A 16,582-nucleotide genomic window follows, 5' to 3' on the forward strand; every position below is an offset into this window, starting at 1 on the left:
ATGAAAAACAACGAATCGACATCAGCAGTAAAAATTATTCCCCTTGGCGGTCTACATGAAATCGGCAAAAATACATGTGTTTTTGAGTATAAAGACGAAATCATTTTATTAGACGCAGGATTAGCATTTCCTACCGATGAAATGCATGGCGTAAATATTGTTCTACCAGACATGACATATTTGCGTGAAAATCGCCATAAAATTAAGGGAATGATTGTTACCCACGGTCATGAAGATCACATAGGAGGAATTGCTTTTCATTTGAAGCAATTTGAGATTCCAGTCATTTATGGTCCTCGCTTAGCGATGACAATGCTAGAAGGTAAGCTAGAAGAAGCAGGAGTACGCGATCGCACCGAATTAAAAAGTGTTCGTCCCCGCGATGTTGTGCGGTTAGGCTCGTCATTTTTAGTCGAGTTTATTCGTAACACCCACTCAATTGCTGATAGCTTCACGATAGCAATTCACACTCCAGAAGGTGTCATTATTCATACTGGAGACTTCAAAGTTGACCATACACCGGTAGATGGTGAGTTTTTTGATTTACATCGTCTTGCAGAACATGGAGAAAAAGGAGTTCTTTGTTTAATTAGTGACTCCACTAACTCAGAAGTCCCAGGACACACACCTTCAGAACGCTCTGTTTACCCCAATTTAGACCGCACTTTTAGCCAAGCCTCTGGACGACTACTAGTAACAACCTTTGCCTCTTCAGTACATCGCATCAATATGATTTTAGAGCTGGCGAAGAAGCACGGTCGCTCTGTTTCCGTAGTTGGACGGTCGATGCTTAATGTTATTGCCCACGCTCGCAACCTAGGCTATATCAAGTGTGAAGACGATCTTTTACAACCGTTACATGTTGCGCGATCGCTACCTGATGATAAGGTACTAATTTTAACTACTGGTTCTCAAGGAGAACCAATGTCTGCTTTAACTCGAATCTCCAGGGGCGAACATTCTCAACTGCGCATCCGCGAAGGAGATACTGTGGTATTCTCAGCTAATCCAATTCCAGGAAATACAATTGCTGTTGTTAACACCATTGATCGACTAATGATGCAGGGAGCAAAAGTCGTTTACGGTAAGGACAAAGGAATTCATGTTTCTGGCCACGGCTGTCAGGAAGACCAAAAGTTAATGCTAGCGCTGACAAAACCCAAATTTTTCCTCCCAGTGCATGGTGAGTATCGCATGCTAGTAAAGCACGCAGAAACTGCGCAAAGTATGGGTATTCCTGCAGAAAATATGGTCATTATCCAAAATGGTGATGTTGTTGAAGTCTCTAAGGAATCAATTCAGATTGCAGGCAAAGTGCCTTCAGGAATTGAATTAGTTGATACTTCTGGTTCAGGAATGGTCAGTGGTAAAGTTCTCAAAGAGCGTCAGCAGCTTGCCGAAGAAGGCATTGTTACTGTTGCAGCAGCAGTAGATTGGAATGGTAAGTTGATGATCAGACCAGAAGTTCATGTAAGAGGTGTTGTTATCTCAATTGAGCGATCGCTACTGCAAAAATGGGTAGAGGAGCGAATTGAAGATTTCTTACACTATCGTTGGTCAGATTTTGCTCAATCTGCTAATGGAGAACAAGCTGAAGTAAATTGGGCTGGACTTCAAGGTCAACTAGAACGCGAACTTTACCGAGAAATTCGGCGCGAACTTCAGTGTCAACCCTCGGTTACTTTGCTATTACAATCTCCAGAAGAACCCGCGAAAGCTACTGACGGTAGACGTCGGCGACGTACTGCTGCCCAAGTTGCTTCGTAGTGAGATTAAGCTACAACCACACAGGCAGGTTTGCGTATAGAAAGCTCTAACAATTAACAATAAGATGAAACTCACAACAACAGTGAGTTTCTTTTTGTTTAGCACCTACATATGCAATCTTATGATTATGTGAATTCACTGAAACTAGAGTTTACTGGTGAACAAAATTCAGTAATGTTTCTCATTCTGTTTTGAAACAAATTGATGAAGATAATAACAGTTGTTAGTCGCACTGCTCAAGGAAAATACTCCTTAAGCATGAGTACGTTATAGTTTTATAGTCTCTCTTTTTTATCTATGGATATTTCATAATTGGTGTTAGCGGCTAAGAAATAGACTCAATGTATCCTTGTCTTTAACTCTTAGCTTCATTAAATTTTTAAGTAAAGCAAGTTATAAACAAGATAAGCTTAGTAGCCTTACCTACGGCAAATTTTCTAGTTAATCTAAGTCTTGTAGAGAAACGTTTCTCAACCAATTACGTCAATAAATAATAAGACTGCATCTTAATTTAGAGCAGGATAATTCCGATATGGCTAATTAACGCCTTGTAGATCCAATTTGGGAGTTCAAATTGCCTCGCTGTTTTTGAGGAGTGAACGATGAATGTATCGCAATATACAACAAAGATTTTACTAACTAGCTGGGTGGGAATTGATCAAGCTATTGCTTCAGATAAAAATATCAAATTACGACCTCAGCCTGAGAACAAAACCAAGTTTGATATGCTGCAACCATTGCGCCAACGGGTCAATAAGATCAATATCTGCGATCGCACTTTTGCTCATCGCTTGTGTAAACTAATTCCTGCACAATGTCCTTTTGAGCGTGACTTAAAACTTTTTGGTCGCACACTTCATATTCCTCCGATGTGTAAGCTTAATCCACTTTATGAAGAAGTTGTAGGTTTACGCTTTCGTGCGTTGTGTTACTTAGCTGACGAGTGTGGTGAAGATATTACGTCCTACTGCTAAGTTCAGCATTGTTGCAAATACAGATTAGTCGCTGTGTTATTCAATTTGATGGCTGTAATACTAAGATCGCATAGTGGAACTATGAATAACCTTTAGCCATCTAACTTCCAAAATTAAGTTATGAGTATGACTCACTGGGTATGTTGGTTTCCTCCAGTGAGTTTTTTATTACAGTTTGAACCTATTGTACTGTCTACTGACTCTACGAGCAAAGGGCAATTCTTGACAAAGACAATGCGATCGGAACAGGACATTATGGCACGATGGATACTGCCCTTATAGCTTAGGAATACTTAAGAATGACTAGTTTACCTGTATCGAGTAGGTTGCAATTTACTTCTGATCTAAATATTTGCCGTATTTTGAATGGAATGTGGCAAGTTTCTGGTGCGCATGGGCGTATTACGCCAAAAGTGGCTATCCAGAACATGTTTGATTACAAAGATGCAGGCTTCACAACATGGGATTTAGCCGATCATTATGGTCCTGCAGAAGATTTTATTGGCGAATTTCGGCGACAACTATTAGCTCAGTACGGACAAGCTGCCTTATCTGAAATACAAGCCTTTACTAAGTGGGTACCAAGACCTGGCAAAATGACGAAAAAAATAGTTGCAGATAACATCGACATTTCTCGCCGCCGGATGGATACAGAAACTCTCGATCTACTTCAATTTCATTGGTGGGAATATCGCGACTCGAACTATTTAGAAGCATTGAGATACATGACAGAGCTTAAAGAAGAGGGCAAAATTAAGCATTTAGGTCTAACTAACTTTGATACAGAGCACCTAAACATTATTCTGCAAAACGGTATCAATATTAAGTCTAATCAAGTGCAATACTCTTTGGTTGATCGTCGTCCTCAAGTGCACATGAGTTCGTTTTGCCAGCAGCATAACCTACAGCTATTCGCTTATGGTTCTTTGTGTGGTGGGTTTTTAACTGAGAAATACTTAGGCAAGCCAGAACCACGAGGAAGTGAACTTAATACTGTTAGTTTGCGGAAGTACAAGAACATGATAGATGCTTGGGGTGGATGGCAATTATTACAGGAGTTGCTAAAAGCGTTGAAATTAATTGCAGAGAAACATCGTGTCAGTATTGCGAATATTGCAGTTCGCTATGTTTTAGAACAACCAGCCGTAGCTGGTGTAATTATTGGTACGCGGCTTAGTATTTCCCAACACATTGAAGATAATGCTGCAATTTTTAACTTTGGGTTAGATACAGCAGATTATCAACAAATCAACACAATTTTGAATCAGTCACGAAATCTGTATCAACTTATCGGTGATTGTGGCGATGAATACCGCCGTTGAAGGATTACATAATTATAACGGAACACAATTTTACCGCATTCAAACTAAGTTTTATCTAACATAAGATAGATATTTGTGGAAAAACAGAACAAAAGTCTGAAATAATCAGTTATATTTGACGACAAAATTTAACATTCAAGGCAAGGCTAAGTCATAGGCTTGTCTAGTCAGGTGTTTACTAAGGAGAAGTGCGGTTATGATGTGGTTTCACCATCAGCCCTCAAAGAAAACTCAACTTACCTGTGACAACTGGACAAAGTATCGCAAGATCGCTGCGAATGTAAGTAAGACAACATTATTAACTGTGTTATTGGGACTAGGATGCGATTTTTTAGTAACTCGTGCAGCAATAGCACAGAATGCACCACAATCTGATCAAGCTCAAGCCAGACCAGCTCGCATGAATCTTGCTGTAAACAGACAACCACAGGAAACCTACGAAAGTTTAATGAATCGAGCAGAAACAGTTGCTATAACTGCGGTAAAACAGCGTTTTAGCCAAGACAAACATGCACCAGCAGTTTCTGTAATGATTGTGGCCCACAGTTATGGGGCGATCGCTCCAGTTTTATCTTTGGAAGTTAGCCGTAATCAATGGCAGTACAGTAAAGCTGAAACCAAAGATCAAATGAAGTACTTCTCAACAGCAAAGATGCTATTGGGATTTGATGGTACTGCTAGTAGTAACTCGGATCAGCCGCAAACTTCTCAAGCAACTCCTGAGATCACACCAGAGATGGAGCAAATTGATCGATTTATTCGAGAATCTGATGCCAAATCAGAGAGCGCACCAGAGGAAATACCTGATGGTGAAACACCAGAAGCACCAGCAGTCGTACCTGTAGAGACACCTACTCCTGAGTTACCTACAATCATACCTGGTGAAACTTCTGTTCCTGAAAATAGTACATTGCCTAGTGATAGTATTGTTCCTAGTCCAGCAGTATCTACAACAGTACCTGAAAACGGCTCCATGTCTCCCAGTCCTACACTGCAACAAAACAGTATAAATTCAATTCCTGTTCCAACAGATGGAGCCTTGCCAGAAAATACTATTCCTAATATTAGTGATGTAGTTCCAGAAGATAATCAAGACTAATATTTTGGATAGAACCCCTTTTACCTCTTAAACGTGAAGGGAACGAAGCAAGTATACGAGTAAGCAATAGTCGAATTGTGTTAATGACAGGTTACACATCAGGGTTGCACGCTCACTATGGTGAATTGGTAGTGATGCTCTAGAATAGAAAGGTTGTCAATAATTGCAGTGTAGCTTGTTATGGCGGTTCCTAAGAAGAAAACATCTAAATCAAAGCGCGACCAAAGAAGAGCCACTTGGAGACGTAAAGCAGCGGCGGAAGCGCAAAAAGCCCTTTCCTTGGGTAAATCAATTTTGACTGGGCGCTCTACTTTTGTCTATCCGTCTAAGGAAGAAGAAGCTGAAGAAGAGGAATAAATATCTGTGGGGTGACAAGCTTAAGACAAGACAAGCTCTAGTTTGAGGTTTTCCCTAGCAATCTCAAAGAGTTTGATCTCAAAATGGAGTTAGATATATCCCATAGCAAAGTAATCTACCCAAGCAAATGCTAGGAAAATTTTTTCAAAAACCAGGAGGCGAACAAAGCGATCGCGTTCCTCCTGGTCAGTATTTAACTAAAGGGTTTCCAGTACTTACCTACGGTCAAACTCCAAAAATCGATGTAGAAGAATGGCAGTTTCGAGTGTGGGGTTTGGCAAAGCCAGCAACATTCACTTTATCAGATTTTATAGCATTGCCCCAAAATGAATTCACTGCGGACTTTCACTGTGTTACACGCTGGTCTAAGCTTGATGTGAAATGGACTGGGGTAAAAGTAACAGATTTCATGAAATTGATAGAAGTAGATCCTAAAGCTATTCATGTCATGGAACACTGTTATGGGGGTTATACGACAAATATTCCCTTAGAAGACTTTGTTCGCGAAGAAAATTTTTTCGCTCACACTCTGTTTGGCGAACCGCTACCGGCTGAACACGGTGGTCCGTTGCGACTTGTTGTTCCTCATCTATATGCTTGGAAAAGCGCAAAGTGGATTAATGGTTTAGAATTTCTCGATCGTGAAGAGTCGGGCTTTTGGGAAAGAAATGGTTATCATCGACGCGGTGAACCCTGGGCAGAAGAACGCTATAGCAGCAGTTTTTTTGGATAATTAATCTTGTAAACCGAGCGATCGCTTTTGTTTTATAAATCAAGCAGAGCGATCGCGTCTCATATTAGCGCAGCCTAGCCAATTAATCGTTTGATAAGGTCTAATTTACCTGCATAAGGTGCGTATCGCCACTTTAAATCGAAAAGAAAAGGTTTTTTTAAGACACTTTTCTGATGTGAAAATGTATCAAAACTAGCCTTCCCATGATACTTACCAACTCCACTATCACCAACTCCACCGAAAGGCAAGGAGGAAACTGCAACCTGCATAACTGTATCGTTAATACACACTCCACCAGAGGAAGTTTCTTGTAAAACTCGTTGTTGAATCTTCCTGTCGCGAGAGAATAGATATAGTGCCAAAGGTTTAGGTTTCTCGTTGATGATTGCGATCGCTTCACTTAAATCGTTATATTCTATGATGGGCAAAATTGGACCAAAGATCTCTTCTTGCATAACTGGCGCTTCTAGTGAAACGTTATCCAAAATTGTTGGTGCAAGGTAACGAGTACTTTGATTAATTTGTCCTCCAGTTACAATCTCTCCATCTTGCAATAACTTTGATAAACGAGTAAATTGTTTTTGATTTATAATCCTGGCATAATCAGAACTTTGTTCAGGATTTTCTCCATAAAAGCTTCGAATAACTTCTTGTAAGCTTTTTAATACTTGTGACTTTACTTTGCTATTAACTAAAAGATAGTCAGGTGCAATACATGTTTGCCCAGCATTAATGAATTTACCCCAAGCAACTCTATTTACTGTGTGCTCAATATTGATATCAGTATCTATAATACAAGGACTTTTACCTCCTAATTCTAAAGTTACAGGTGTTAAATGTTTTGCGGCTGCTGCCATCACAACTTTACCAACTGCTGTGCCTCCAGTAAAAAAGATATGATCGAACTTCTCAGCAAGTAGCTGTTTGCTGACATCAATACCTCCTTCTATGACTGCAATATAAGCAGGGTCAAAATATTTTTGAATAATTTGCGAAACGACTTTTGAAGTGTTTGGTGCAATTTCTGAAGGTTTGAGGATACAACAGTTTCCAGCAGCGATCGCGCCAATCAAAGGAGCAATTAATAACTGAAATGGATAGTTCCACGGACCAATAATTAAGACAACTCCTAACGGTTCGGGACGAATGTATCCACTACCAGGAAGCTGCTCTAATGAAAGTTTAACTTTTTGAGGTCGTACCCACGATCTAATATGCCTGAGTGCGTAATCAACTTCTCTAACAATACTAATTTCTGTAGCATATGTTTCTAATTCTGGTTTATGCAAGTCTTTGTGAAGAGCATCTACAATACTTGCCGTATTTTCTTGAATTGCTCTTTTTAGAGTGTTTAATTGCTCAATCCGAAATGCAATTTCTTTTGTATGACTAGAATGAAAATATGTACGTTGTTTCCGAATGATATCATTGATAGTCAGCTCAGCTAGCATTCTTAATTCCCAGGACTAGATTGACTCTTAACTTTATAAATTTTTGATGATAGTCTAAGAATTCATTTTGGAAACTATCTTGCCAATTTTACATCATTCTAAATGTAGAAACACTAATATTCTTAAGCTAAAAATAAGATATTTTTGCGAGTCAAGGTACTTAACAGATCTATAAAGCTCTTGGTTTAATACCTTTTTGGATTGCTAAAACAGCAGCTTGGGTGCGATCTCGTACGCCTAATTTTTGAATAATTGTATGAACGTGTACTCGTACTGTACCAGTGCTGATATAAAGTGCTGCAGCAATTTCTTGGTTTGATTTACCAGCAGCAATAAGAGCAAGAATTTCTTGTTCGCGTCGAGTCAAAGGTAGATTTAGTTCTTCTCTATTTTTGGTAACATCTGTAGTGACTGCGCTGTCAAATTTAGCACGGATCTCACTTGTTGCAGCCCGATCCCACCACGATGCACCTGCGGCTACTGAACGCAGTGCTAAAATCAAATTTTCTGCGGCGATTCCCTTTAAACAGTATCCCTGCGCCCCCACTGCAATCAACCGCTTGATCAAAGACTCGTGGGAATGCGAAGTTAGCACTAAGATGGGCAAATCAGGATTTAGCTGCTTGATTTGACGACAAGCTTCTGTTCCTCCGATTCCTGGTAATCCGATATCTAATAGCACAACATCAAGTGGAGAATGCTTGACTATCTCTATCGCCGTCTCGCCATCTTCAGCCTCAGCGACAATTTCTATGTCTGATTCTTGTTGCAACTTGACTTGCAAACCAAGGCGAAAGAGTTCATCATCTTCAACAAGTAGAATCCGCAATGTCTTTGCAGGTAACATATCACGCCTTCTCAAGCGGTTGAAATGGTAAGGTTGGTAATCGAAATGCAAAGAGTCCGCCACTAGATGTTTGCATAGGATTTCCTACACTCCGATTCTCTGCCCAAATTGTACCGCCATGCGCCGCAATAATCTGGCGAGTCAAGTAGAGTCCTAATCCAGAACCTTTAACTTGGCGATCGCCATGTCCTTGGTAAAATCTTTTAAATAAGTGTGGTAGTTCTTCCGGTGTAATTCCTAAGCCATTATCTAACACTTTAACAATGTGGTAGTCAGATTGCGACTGCAATATAACTTCAACCTTACCACCACGTAGCGAATGATGAATTCCATTGGTAATCAGATTGGCAAAGACTCTTTGGAGTTGCAGCGGATCGCCATTAACCCACAGCGATCGCCGAAATTCTGATTCTCCAAAGCTTAAATTAATACAAACTTGGCGTGATAAGGCTAAATCTGTGAGTGTTGCGATCGTTTCTTCAGCGATAGTGACGAGATCTACTGGTACTAGTTGTAGTTTTAATCCTTCAATATCATTACGATACACATCTAACAACGTTTCCACAAGCTGTAATGTAGACAAATGACTGCGAATCATTGTTGCTAACACCTTTTGATGCGTTGGTGTGACTGTACCAAATTTTCCTTGTTCAAACGCTTTAAGCGTTTCGATTGCACCTAACATCGGCGTTTTCAGATCGTGAGTTAAGGTAGAAGCAAAATCTTCTCTCACTTGAATCAACTGTGCTTGTGCTTGCAGTTTTGCTTGTTGTTGGGCGATTGCTTGCTGATAACAACGATTGCGATCGCTCAAAATTCCCGTTACGATTAATGCCATTGCTGCAATGCAGCGACTTGCCACGATAGAAGGCTCGATTGTCTCTTCTACCGGAAACCACAAGTTTAAGATTGTTAAAAATACTGATAGCAAAGTTGCATAAACTGTTGCTGCTCTACCTAGATGCGAAGTAGTTAATAAAATTGGTCCCGTGTAGAGATAACCAAACACATATTCTACAGGTGTCGTAAACTCTAATATCAAGACCACTAAAAATAGACAAACAATCAACCCCAGCGATCTTGTGCGTAAATTTCTGTCAAAAGAGTTTATCTGGTGCTGTAGCGATCGCAACAACATTCTGTTTTTAGCATACCCTACTTTAAATTTTAAGATAAATCATTATAGATGACTAAAACCTGCTCACCTTTTAACTAAAGTCCTGCGTTCTCGTAGCTTTTAGGCAAATAATATATCCCTAGATATAGTCGCTTCATCAACTGACTAGTAATTTTATACTACTGTGTATATATCAAATAGCGTTTCAACTATAGCTATTTTTAGCAAATATTTTATATCTTTAATTAGTTGTCAGTTTCAGATAATATTCAGATAATTTTTATGAAAGGCAAAAGCACTTATTACTCAAGGCATTATAAATAGCTTTGCTTCAGCCTTGATTTTTAAGTTACTCTCAAAAAATAACTGCTGGTGTGACATAAGTTTGAATTGAACTATTTTGACAGTAAACCTTTGAAAGAAAAACATCTTTTGCGTACATTAATAACATTTAATAATATATGCTACAAGGATTTTTTCAAATTGCCTTAACATTAATAATTCTAGCAGTCATCGCGCCAGTCTTTGGTAAGTACATGGCACGAGTGTTTCTTAAGAAAAGCACGCTATTTAATCGAGCTATCAATCCTATAGAGCGATTTATTTTTGCGGTTGCTGGAGTACGGTATAAAGACAATATGACTGGTAGGCAATACATCCAAGCCATATTAATCAGTAATTTAGTTATGGGTGTTTTTGTCTTTTCACTACTCATGCTACAAGGTCTTCTTCCTTTAAATCCTACTATTCTAAATGCACCTAGTTGGGACTTAGCATTGCATACTGCTATTTCTTTTGTTACTAACACAAACCAGCAACATTATTCTGGTGAGACTACATACAGCTATGCTAGTCAAATGCTAGCACTATGTTTTTTAATGTTTACTTCTGCTGCCACTGGTTTAGCTGTAGGTATTGCATTCATTCGAGGTTTGACTGGTAGATTACTAGGTAATTTTTACGTTGACTTAACCTTATCTATTACTCGAATTTTATTGCCAATATCGTTTTGCGGAGCTTTACTATTATTATTAGCTGGTGTACCAGAAACTTTAGCTTCTCCAGCAATAGTAACAACGCTAGAAGGTACAACACAGACAATTGCAAGAGGTCCCGTTGCACATTTTGAAATTATTAAGCAGTTAGGAGAAAATGGTGGTGGTTTTTTTGGTATTAACTCTGCGCACCCGTTTGAAAATCCTAATACTTTTACTAATTTGCTAGCAACTATTACTATGTTATCTATTCCTATGTCATTGATTTTTACCTACGGGATATTTGCTAACAATACCAAACAAGCTTGGTTACTATTTTGGATGGTATTTAGTATATTTATAGTTTTAGTAGGTATAACTGCAGTTGCTGAATATCAAGGTAATCTCTTCGTCAACAATACAATTTTTGGTGGAGAGCAGCCAAATTTAGAAGGCAAAGAAGTACGTTTTGGTTGGGCACAAACAGCATTATGGGCAGTTAGTACAACAGCAACAATGTGCGGTGCAGTGAATGGAATGCATGATTCTTTAATGCCTACAGGTGGATTTTCAACCTTATTTAATATGTTTTTACAAATTATATGGGGTGGTCAAGGAACAGGTACAGCTTATTTATTTATTTATTCAATTCTGACAGTATTTATCACAGGCTTAATGGTAGGACGTACTCCAGAATTTTTAGGTCGTAAAATTGAGAAAAAAGAAATTGTCTTAGCAAGTCTTGTACTACTCGTTCACCCGATTTTTGTTTTAATTCCGAGTGCGATCGCCTTATCTTTTCCTGACACATTAGCTGGTATTAGTAACCCAGGCTTTCATGGATTATCGCAAGTTGTTTACGAATACACGTCTGCAAGTGCAAACAATGGTTCTGGTTTTGAAGGATTAGGAGATGCCACACTTTGGTGGAATCTGAGTACCAGTATTAGCCTTTTAGGAGGACGCTACATTCCCATCATTGCTTTACTGCTTTTAGCTGACAGTATGGCGCATAAACAACCTGTACCTGAAACCGCTGGAACTCTGCGTACCGATACTTTATTATTCACCAGCGTGACAGCAGGAGTCATCTTAATCTTAGGAGTGCTGACATTTTTCCCTGTTCTAGCATTAGGACCGATCGCCGAAGGCTTTCAACTACTGAGGAATTAATAATTACCCATTACCTATTACCTATTACCTTCCATCTCCTCATCATGGATTCTACAACTTCTTCACCAATAAGCCCGCGTCGCCGTCCTACTGGTCCTCGAGAAGGGCGCAAGCATACACCAAAAGTGAGCAGAAAAGGACTTTACCAACGAGCTATCCGAGATGCATTTACCAAACTAAATCTGCGACAAATGGTAAAAAATCCGGTGATGTTTTTGGTATGGGTAGGTACGATTATTACCGCATTGCTCACAATTGATCCTGCGCTGTTTGGTACAGTACCAGGTGAGAATCTGCGGGTGTTCAACGGCTTGATTACAATTATTTTGTTTTTGACGGTTTTGTTCGCCAATTTTGCCGAAGCAGTCGCCGAAGGACGTGGAAAAGCGCAAGCTGATGCGTTACGTTCAACAAAATCAGACACTCTAGCACGAAAACTTTTAAACGATGGTTCGATCCAAGAAGTTTCTTCTACCACTTTACGCCGAGGCGATCGCGTTCAAGTCATTGCCGGCGATCTCATTCCAGCAGATGGCGAAGTGATTGCGGGAGTTGCTTCTGTAGATGAATCAGCAATTACTGGAGAATCAGCACCGGTATTAAAAGAACCAGGTTCAGATGTCGCAAGTTCAGTTACAGGCGGTACGCGAATTATATCTGACGAACTCACGATTCAAATTACTGCCGATCCTGGTAAAGGCTTTATTGATCGCATGATTTCTTTAGTAGAAGGTGCAGAACGTAGTAAAACTCCGAACGAAATTGCGCTAACCGTCTTACTTGCAGTGCTCACGCTGGTGTTTCTGTTGGTTATCGCAACGCTACCATTCCTCGCCAATTATGTTCAAAGTCCTGTAAGTGTAGCAATTCTGATTGCTTTGCTAGTCGCACTGATTCCAACCACGATTGGCGGGTTACTGAGTGCGATCGGCATTGCAGGCATGGATCGCGTCGCTCAATTTAACGTCATTGCGACCTCTGGCAGGGCAGTAGAGGCATGCGGCGATGTGAATACGCTTGTTTTGGACAAAACAGGTACAATCACTTTAGGGAACCGCTTAGCTGAAGAATTTATTCCAGTCAAGGAACACTCAGAGGATGATGTTGCTAAAGTTGCTTTTGCAGCCAGCATCTTCGATCAAACACCTGAAGGCAAGTCAATTGTCCGTTTAGCTAACAAACTAGGATCGGCGCTTGAGTTTGATTGGAGTAAAGCTGAAGCCGTTGACTTTTCTGCCAAGACGCGTATGAGCGGAACGAACTTACCGCATGGAGTGGAGGTGCGTAAAGGTGCGGTAGAAGCAATTAAGGGATTTGTGCGTTCGCGCAATGGTCAAATTCCCACAGATCTTGATGCTGCTTACGAACGTGTCTCCCGCTTGGGTGGTACACCGTTGGCTGTGGCACTCAATGGCGATATTTATGGCGTAATTTATCTCAAAGATATTATTAAACCTGGCATTAAAGAACGGTTTGATCAGCTACGACGTATGGGCGTGCGGACGATTATGCTGACTGGTGATAACCAAATCACTGCAGCAGTGATTGCCCAAGAAGCAGGCGTAGATGATTTTATTGCCGAAGCGACTCCCGAAGATAAAATCGCAGTCATTCAACGCGAACAAGCTGCCGGAAAATTAGTTGCAATGACAGGAGATGGGACAAATGATGCTCCCGCACTCGCACAAGCAAATGTCGGTGTGGCAATGAATTCGGGTACTCAAGCTGCAAAAGAAGCTGCGAATATGGTTGATTTAGACTCTGATCCAACGAAGTTGATTGATATTGTTGCGATCGGCAAACAACTACTGATTACTCGCGGCGCGTTGACGACATTTTCGATCGCGAATGATATCGCTAAGTATTTTGCGATTATTCCGGTCATTTTTACAGCCGCTGGCATTGAGAGGCTTAACATTATGAATTTGGCAAGTACTCAATCGGCGGTTTTGTCTGCACTTATTTATAACGCGTTGATTATTCCAGCGCTAATTCCTTTGGCATTGACAGGAGTTAAGTTTAGACCGTTAAACGCGAATCAACTTTTGCAGCGGAATATTCTGCTTTATGGTTTGGGTGGTGTTGTTGCTCCGTTTGTTGCAATTAAGGTGATTGATGTGGTTATTGCGGCGGTAGGTTTGGGGTAGAAGCAATATTAAACGAACCACAGAGACGCATAGACGCCCGTAGGGCGGCTTCTCGTAGAGTAGGACGCAAAGAAGAAGAAATTGTGAGAAATATTCTGTAAATGAGTTGGGGTTAGTGTATGAAGAGATTTTTGGTGATGGATGTATTGGAGGGTGTTTCTTTTATTTGGGTGCAATGGCGTAGACAAAAATTGCCTCTACAGCTTTTAATTGCACTGTGTTTGAACTTGGCGATCGCACCAGCGGTTTATGCGGCGGTTGATGGGGTGCAGCGTCGTCAGGCTTGGGCAATTGGTTTACTTGGATTGGTTACTTTGGGGTTAACAATTTATTTGTTTGATGTCGTTTTTCGACCGGAGCGCTATTAGTTATGTTTATAGTGCGAGATATCATAAAAGCAATTCGTATCACTTTTGTGCTGTGGCTACTGACAGCAGTGATTTATCCACTCATCATGATTGTTATTGGTCAAGTTTTTTTTCCGTTTCAAGCTAACGGTAGCATCGTTCAAAACCTGGAAGGACAAAATGTTGGTTCGGCATTGATTGGGCAAGTCTTTACGTCAGATCGCTATTTTCATAGTCGCCCTAGTGCAGTAAACTACAGCAGCTTTACACAACAAGAACGCGATCCAGAAAATATCGGACAAAGGACAGGTGTATCGGGTGCGAGTAACTTTGCTCCGAGTAACCCTGATTTACTCGCACGTATCAATGAAACTGCTGCACAGCTAGAAGAACGCGGGATTCTACCTACTGCTGATCTTATTTATGCTTCGGGTTCCGGTTTAGATCCGCATATTACAGTAGAAGCTGCATTCAATCAGCTAGAGCAAGTTGCAAAGGCGCGTAATTTATCCCCTGATGAAATTACTCCTTTAATTGCTAAACACACACAGGGCAGATTTCTTTGGATTTTTGGAGAACCAGGAGTAAACGTGTTGAATTTAAATCGCGAGCTAGACGTTTTACAAGCTCCGCTAGAGTAGTACTAATTTGTTTGAGTTAATTTCGGCTTTTAGATTGCAGATCAACGCCAATTACCACTACAGCTCATTTCATACAACCTCGTAACAATGTTTCAAAATGAAATAGCAAGCGAACCAATTCCTACTAGCAGTTCGATCATTCGCTCAGCACGTAAGGGTAAGCATAAAATTTTTATTGGGATGGCTCCAGGGGTTGGTAAAACATACCGAATGCTTGAAGAAGCCCAAGCACTTAAACAAGAAGGCGTTGATGTTGTCATCGGGCTATTAGAAACTCACGGGCGTAAGGAGACGGCACAAAAAGCTTATGGATTAGAACTTATCCCGCGCCAGGAGATCGTTCGGAGCGGGTTGACATTAACGGAAATGGACACAGAGGCAATTTTAGCGCGATCACCACAACTTATACTCATCGACGAATTAGCGCATACTAATGTCCCTGGTTCTGAACGTGAAAAGCGCTATCAAGATGTCGAAGTTATTTTAGCCGCAGGTATTGACGTCTACTCAACAGTAAATATTCAGCACATCGAAAGTCTCAATGACTTAGTCGCAAGAATTACAGGTGTAGTCGTCAGAGAACGCGTTCCCGATCGCTTGATTGAGGAAGCGGATGAGGTAGTTGTCATTGATGTGACTCCTGAAACACTAGAAGAACGTTTACTTGAAGGTAAAATCTACGCTCCCGAAAAAATTCATCAAGCACTCGCTAACTTTTTTCAACGCCGCAACTTAATTGCTTTACGCGAACTCGCACTGCGCGAAGTTGCTGATAATGTCGAAGAAGATGCGATCGCACTCAATGCTAATTTCTCAAATGAGCAACTTGCAGGACAAACTTGTAACATCCACGAGCGTGTTTTAGTCTGTGTATCTACTTATCCCAATTCATTACAATTGCTGCGTCGCGGGGCGCGGATTGCAGGTTATATGAATGCTCCTTTATACGCTGTTTTTGTTGCTCATCCCGATCGCTTTCTCACCAAAGCGGAAAGCTTACACATCGAAACTTGCAAGCATCTGTGTCAAGACTTCGGCGGGACTTTTATCCAAGTCACAAGCTACAATATCTCTTCTGCGATCGCCAATGTTGCTAAACAATACCGCATTACTCAGATTGTCATCGGCGAAAGTCAGCGATCGCGTTGGAAAATGCTTTTGCGTGGTTCTCTTACACAACACTTAGTACGGTTGCTGAAAAATATTGATATTCATATTATTGGCTCGGAGAAGAACGCTGAGTTTAATAGTGTTGCTCCAGTAGAATAAATTTTACAGTCGAGTCGATAAATTAATGCTTGTAATTGGCTTAATCAGCGGTACCTCGGTTGATGGCATCGATGCTGCTTTAGTTGATATTTCTGGTACAGATACCGATATCCAAGTAGAATTCTTAGCAGGAGATACTTATCCTTATCCTGCAAAGTTAAAAGAAAAAATACTTGCAGTTTGTGCGGGAGAAGCGCTTTCGATGGCACAATTGGCAGAATTAGATGATGCGATCGCCCTAGCTTTTGCTCAAGCTGCGCAACATTTACAAATTAATCATCCTTCAGTAGAACTCATTGGCTCGCACGGTCAGACAGTGTATCATCAACCACCGCAGAGAAGGGGCGAGGGGTTAGGAGTGAGG

The 16,582-nt window shown here is 40.6% G+C and carries 16 protein-coding genes; 13 read left to right on the forward strand and 3 right to left on the reverse strand.

The features are described 5' to 3' along the window. The 7 genes from IQ230_RS17360 to IQ230_RS17390 all read left to right on the forward strand — a co-directional run bounded on the left by IQ230_RS17360 (position 1) and on the right by IQ230_RS17390 (position 6,252). Positions 1–1,767, forward strand: a complete 1,767-nt coding sequence (locus IQ230_RS17360) for a ribonuclease J (protein ID WP_193933538.1) — start codon at positions 1–3, stop codon at positions 1,765–1,767. Positions 1,768–2,369: 602 nt separating this feature from the next. Next, on the forward strand, positions 2,370–2,741 hold the full coding sequence (locus IQ230_RS17365) for a Mo-dependent nitrogenase C-terminal domain-containing protein (RefSeq protein ID WP_193933539.1): 372 nt from the start codon (positions 2,370–2,372) through the stop codon (positions 2,739–2,741). Positions 2,742–2,861: 120 nt separating this feature from the next. Then, the gene (locus IQ230_RS17370) at positions 2,862–3,023 is read left to right on the forward strand and encodes a hypothetical protein (RefSeq protein WP_193933540.1); all 162 of its coding nucleotides are present in this window, start codon (positions 2,862–2,864) and stop codon (positions 3,021–3,023) included. A gap of 17 nt (positions 3,024–3,040) precedes the next feature. Then, positions 3,041–4,063: an aldo/keto reductase gene (locus IQ230_RS17375; RefSeq protein ID WP_193933541.1), complete on the forward strand. Its 1,023-nt coding sequence runs from the start codon at positions 3,041–3,043 to the stop codon at positions 4,061–4,063. Positions 4,064–4,259: 196 nt separating this feature from the next. Beyond that, positions 4,260–5,162, forward strand: a complete 903-nt coding sequence (locus IQ230_RS17380; RefSeq protein WP_193933542.1) for a hypothetical protein — start codon at positions 4,260–4,262, stop codon at positions 5,160–5,162. A gap of 180 nt (positions 5,163–5,342) precedes the next feature. Further along, positions 5,343–5,519, forward strand: coding sequence for a 50S ribosomal protein L32 (gene rpmF, locus IQ230_RS17385; RefSeq protein ID WP_193933543.1), 177 nt, complete (start codon positions 5,343–5,345; stop codon positions 5,517–5,519). A 127-nt stretch (positions 5,520–5,646) separates the two neighbouring features. After that, entirely contained in the window at positions 5,647–6,252 is a 606-nt protein-coding gene (locus IQ230_RS17390) for a sulfite oxidase-like oxidoreductase (protein ID WP_193933544.1), read from the forward strand. 74 nt (positions 6,253–6,326) lie between these two features. Here the strand turns inward: IQ230_RS17390 and IQ230_RS17395 are convergent, their stop codons facing one another. From IQ230_RS17395 to IQ230_RS17405, 3 genes are all read right to left on the reverse strand, one after another. After that, entirely contained in the window at positions 6,327–7,703 is a 1,377-nt protein-coding gene (locus tag IQ230_RS17395) for an aldehyde dehydrogenase (protein WP_193933545.1), read from the reverse strand. Positions 7,704–7,872: 169 nt separating this feature from the next. Then, positions 7,873–8,550 (reverse strand): response regulator transcription factor, encoded by a 678-nt coding sequence (locus IQ230_RS17400; protein WP_193933546.1) that lies wholly within the window; start codon positions 8,548–8,550, stop codon positions 7,873–7,875. Position 8,551: 1 nt separating this feature from the next. Next, complete coding sequence (locus IQ230_RS17405; protein ID WP_193933547.1) at positions 8,552–9,688, reverse strand: sensor histidine kinase; 1,137 nt, start codon at positions 9,686–9,688, stop codon at positions 8,552–8,554. A 440-nt stretch (positions 9,689–10,128) separates the two neighbouring features. Here IQ230_RS17405 and kdpA point away from each other — a divergent pair, with 440 nt between their 5' ends. The 6 genes from kdpA to IQ230_RS17435 all read left to right on the forward strand — a co-directional run. After that, positions 10,129–11,814 (forward strand): potassium-transporting ATPase subunit KdpA, encoded by a 1,686-nt coding sequence (kdpA, locus tag IQ230_RS17410; protein WP_193933548.1) that lies wholly within the window; start codon positions 10,129–10,131, stop codon positions 11,812–11,814. A gap of 44 nt (positions 11,815–11,858) precedes the next feature. Further along, positions 11,859–13,961, forward strand: coding sequence for a potassium-transporting ATPase subunit KdpB (kdpB, locus tag IQ230_RS17415; RefSeq protein WP_193933549.1), 2,103 nt, complete (start codon positions 11,859–11,861; stop codon positions 13,959–13,961). Between the two features lie 119 nt (positions 13,962–14,080). Beyond that, entirely contained in the window at positions 14,081–14,329 is a 249-nt protein-coding gene (locus IQ230_RS17420) for a potassium-transporting ATPase subunit F (protein WP_228055085.1), read from the forward strand. 2 nt (positions 14,330–14,331) lie between these two features. Further along, a complete protein-coding gene (kdpC, locus tag IQ230_RS17425; protein WP_193933550.1) occupies positions 14,332–14,949 on the forward strand; it encodes a K(+)-transporting ATPase subunit C in 618 nt (205 codons plus the stop codon). An 87-nt stretch (positions 14,950–15,036) separates the two neighbouring features. Continuing rightward, positions 15,037–16,218: a universal stress protein gene (locus IQ230_RS17430; protein ID WP_193933551.1), complete on the forward strand. Its 1,182-nt coding sequence runs from the start codon at positions 15,037–15,039 to the stop codon at positions 16,216–16,218. A 25-nt stretch (positions 16,219–16,243) separates the two neighbouring features. Continuing rightward, positions 16,244–16,582 (forward strand): anhydro-N-acetylmuramic acid kinase (locus tag IQ230_RS17435; protein WP_193933552.1); only part of this gene is annotated, 339 nt, incomplete at its 3' end.

It is taken from the genome of Gloeocapsopsis crepidinum LEGE 06123 (genome assembly GCF_015207655.1).
Lineage (GTDB): Bacteria > Cyanobacteriota > Cyanobacteriia > Cyanobacteriales > Chroococcidiopsidaceae > Gloeocapsopsis > Gloeocapsopsis crepidinum.

Coding starts and splice junctions, on each gene's coding strand:
- IQ230_RS17420 (WP_228055085.1), top strand. CDS start 14,081: ATGAAGAGATTTTTGGTGATGGATGTATTGGAGGGTGTTTCTTTTATT.
- IQ230_RS17360 (WP_193933538.1), top strand. CDS start 1: ATGAAAAACAACGAATCGACATCAGCAGTAAAAATTATTCCCCTTGGC.
- IQ230_RS17390 (WP_193933544.1), top strand. CDS start 5,647: ATGCTAGGAAAATTTTTTCAAAAACCAGGAGGCGAACAAAGCGATCGC.
- IQ230_RS17395 (WP_193933545.1), bottom strand. CDS start 7,703: ATGCTAGCTGAGCTGACTATCAATGATATCATTCGGAAACAACGTACA.
- kdpB (WP_193933549.1), top strand. CDS start 11,859: ATGGATTCTACAACTTCTTCACCAATAAGCCCGCGTCGCCGTCCTACT.
- rpmF (WP_193933543.1), top strand. CDS start 5,343: ATGGCGGTTCCTAAGAAGAAAACATCTAAATCAAAGCGCGACCAAAGA.
- IQ230_RS17405 (WP_193933547.1), bottom strand. CDS start 9,688: ATGTTGTTGCGATCGCTACAGCACCAGATAAACTCTTTTGACAGAAAT.
- IQ230_RS17375 (WP_193933541.1), top strand. CDS start 3,041: ATGACTAGTTTACCTGTATCGAGTAGGTTGCAATTTACTTCTGATCTA.
- IQ230_RS17365 (WP_193933539.1), top strand. CDS start 2,370: ATGAATGTATCGCAATATACAACAAAGATTTTACTAACTAGCTGGGTG.
- IQ230_RS17380 (WP_193933542.1), top strand. CDS start 4,260: ATGATGTGGTTTCACCATCAGCCCTCAAAGAAAACTCAACTTACCTGT.
- kdpC (WP_193933550.1), top strand. CDS start 14,332: ATGTTTATAGTGCGAGATATCATAAAAGCAATTCGTATCACTTTTGTG.
- kdpA (WP_193933548.1), top strand. CDS start 10,129: ATGCTACAAGGATTTTTTCAAATTGCCTTAACATTAATAATTCTAGCA.
- IQ230_RS17400 (WP_193933546.1), bottom strand. CDS start 8,550: ATGTTACCTGCAAAGACATTGCGGATTCTACTTGTTGAAGATGATGAA.
- IQ230_RS17430 (WP_193933551.1), top strand. CDS start 15,037: ATGTTTCAAAATGAAATAGCAAGCGAACCAATTCCTACTAGCAGTTCG.
- IQ230_RS17370 (WP_193933540.1), top strand. CDS start 2,862: ATGAGTATGACTCACTGGGTATGTTGGTTTCCTCCAGTGAGTTTTTTA.